This is a genomic window from Kitasatospora sp. NPDC059571, assembly GCF_042735675.1.
GTDB lineage: Bacteria > Actinomycetota > Actinomycetes > Streptomycetales > Streptomycetaceae > Kitasatospora.
On sequence record NZ_JBHWBW010000841.1, the window covers coordinates 1 to 1,299 of the forward strand.

Below are 1,299 nucleotides of genomic sequence, written 5' to 3' on the forward strand. Positions count from 1 at the left end.
GCCTCGGCCAGCGCGGCGGCCGGGCCGTCCCCGGGCAGAGCGGCCTGGGCCAGCCGGAACGCCTCGGCGGCCTGCCGCAGGCTCTCCCCCACGAGCGCCAGCCCGGCGGCCGCGGCCTGCAGCCGGCCGGCGGACCGGTCCACCGCGGCGCCGGCCAGGTCGGCGGCCCGTCCCTGCCAGCCGGAGCCGTGCACCCGGGCCGCGGTCTGCGTGTTCCAGTCGGCGCGCAGGCCGTCCAGGGCGCCGGCGAGCGCCCGGTAGGCGTCGGCCGCCGCGGTCAGCTCCGGCGTGCGGGCGGCGGTGAGGGCGGCCTCGTCCACCTCAGCCCGCCGCGGTGAGGCTGTGCCGGACGGCCTCGTCGACGGCCCGGTAGCCGTCGGCCGTCCGGTCCAGGCCGGAGCCGGTCCCGGCGAGCTCGTCGGCGAGCCGCTCGCAGAGCAGCCGCCAGGCCTCGACGCAGTCGGCGAGGGCGGCGGCCGTCCGCCAGCCGGGGAGCGCGGCGACCGCGGCGTCGGCGGGGCCGAGTACGGTACGGGCCTGCGCGCGCAGCTGATCGGCGATCGCGGCGGCCGCCCGTCCGGCGGCGGCCAGTTCGGCCGGCCGGACGCGGAATCCCTGGGACACGGACGCCTCGCTCTGCGGTGGATCGCGGGGGTGGCAGGACGTCCGCCATGGTAACGGAAGGTGTCCGGCCGAAAGCGCCCCGTATTTCCGACGGGCTGTCAAGAGCCATCTAGGTGTCGAGGCTGACAGGGCCCCAATTCGCACGCTAGTTTCTTGGCATGTCTCGTGGACGCCACCGTCATTCCTCCGTCCTCGGCCGCTCCGTGCCCCCGGTCGCCATCGGCGTTCTGGTGCTCGCGGCGGTGGCCGCGCTGGTCGCCAGCCCGGACGCGATGGTTGCCAGGTCGGTGGGTGTCGCCGCCGTGGTCGCGGCCGTCGGCCTGGGCCTGTTGCTGCGTCAGCGCGACCGCGCGGCCCGGGCCGCGCTCCAGCTCGCGGCGACCCGCCGGCTGCGCGCCCACGAGCGCATCCAGCACCACCTCGCCCACGCCCAGTACGCGGCCGAGGTCGCCGAGGAGCGGGCCACCCGCTTCGGCCGGCGGCTGACCGCCGAGAAGTCCCGGCTGGCGAAGGCGGAGACGGAGATCGCCCGGCTGCTGCGCGAGCGGGCCGTCCTGGTCGCCGAGCAGGCGCTGCGCGAGGCGGAGGCCGCCCAGCGGGCGCTCGACGCCGCCCGCCCCGGCCGGCAGCACCAACTCCTCGGGGGCGACCGGCAGGACCGAGCCCGTCAGAGAC

At 78.1% G+C, this 1,299-nt stretch carries 2 protein-coding genes and 1 pseudogene; 1 reads left to right on the forward strand and 2 read right to left on the reverse strand.

The genetic code is table 11. The annotated features are described in order from the left end of the window. Both ACFV0G_RS39445 and ACFV0G_RS39450 read right to left on the reverse strand, forming a co-directional pair. The coding region (locus tag ACFV0G_RS39445; RefSeq protein WP_380558786.1) for a hypothetical protein at positions 1–320 on the reverse strand (320 nt) is incomplete at its 3' end. 1 nt (position 321) lies between these two features. After that, complete coding sequence (locus tag ACFV0G_RS39450) at positions 322–624, reverse strand: hypothetical protein (RefSeq protein ID WP_380558789.1); 303 nt, start codon at positions 622–624, stop codon at positions 322–324. A 158-nt stretch (positions 625–782) separates the two neighbouring features. Between ACFV0G_RS39450 and ACFV0G_RS39455 the strand changes: the two are divergent. Next, a pseudogene (locus ACFV0G_RS39455) lies at positions 783–1,299 on the forward strand (hypothetical protein); the annotation flags it as partial.